General features: G+C 64.6%; 1 protein-coding gene and 1 pseudogene. Both read left to right on the forward strand.

The window, feature by feature from the left end:
* Positions 1–108: pseudogene (locus G7009_RS27300) on the forward strand (electron transfer flavoprotein subunit beta/FixA family protein); the annotation flags it as partial.
* Positions 105–741 (forward strand): electron transfer flavoprotein subunit alpha/FixB family protein (locus G7009_RS27305; protein ID WP_181133377.1); only part of this gene is annotated, 637 nt, incomplete at its 3' end. The pseudogene G7009_RS27300 and the gene G7009_RS27305, both read left to right, overlap by 4 nt.

Consider the following 741-nt stretch of genomic DNA (forward strand, 5'->3'; position numbering starts at 1 on the left):
AAGACCCTCAAGGTCGAAGCGCCGGCGGCTCGCAGCGCGGGGATCATGGTCAAGTCGGTGGCCGAACTGGTCGAGAAACTGAAGAACGAGGCGAAGGTAATCCAATGACTATCCTGGTTGTCGCTGAACACGAAAATGGTGCCGTAGCCCCGGCTACCCTGAACACTGTTGCTGCTGCCGCCAAGATCGGCGGTGATGTCCACGTACTGGTCGCGGGTCAGGGTGTGGGCGCTGTCGCCGAAGCCGCCGCCAAGATCGCCGGCGTGGCCAAGGTGCTGGTAGCCGACAACGCCGCCTATGCCCACCAGTTGCCGGAAAACGTCGCACCGCTGGTAGCCGAGCTGGGCAAGGCCTACAGCCACGTGCTGGCACCGGCCACCAGCAACGGCAAGAACATCCTGCCGCGCGTCGCCGCGCTGCTGGACGTCGACCAGATTTCCGAGATCATCGCGGTCGAATCCGCCGATACCTTCCAGCGGCCGATCTACGCCGGCAACGCCATTGCCACCGTGCAATCGAGCGCGGCGATCAAGGTCATCACCGTGCGTGCCACCGGTTTCGATGCCGTGGCCGCCGAGGGTGGCTCGGCAGCGATCGAAACCGTTGGCGCCGCTCACGATGCCGGCACCTCGGCGTTCGTCGGTGAAGAGCTGGCCAAGTCCGATCGTCCCGAACTGACCGCGGCCAAGATCGTCGTGTCCGGTGGCCGCGGCATGCAGAACGGCGATAACTTCAAGCACC

The organism is Pseudomonas capeferrum (assembly GCF_013523055.1).
In the GTDB taxonomy this organism is placed as follows: Bacteria; Pseudomonadota; Gammaproteobacteria; order Pseudomonadales; family Pseudomonadaceae; genus Aquipseudomonas; species Aquipseudomonas capeferrum_A.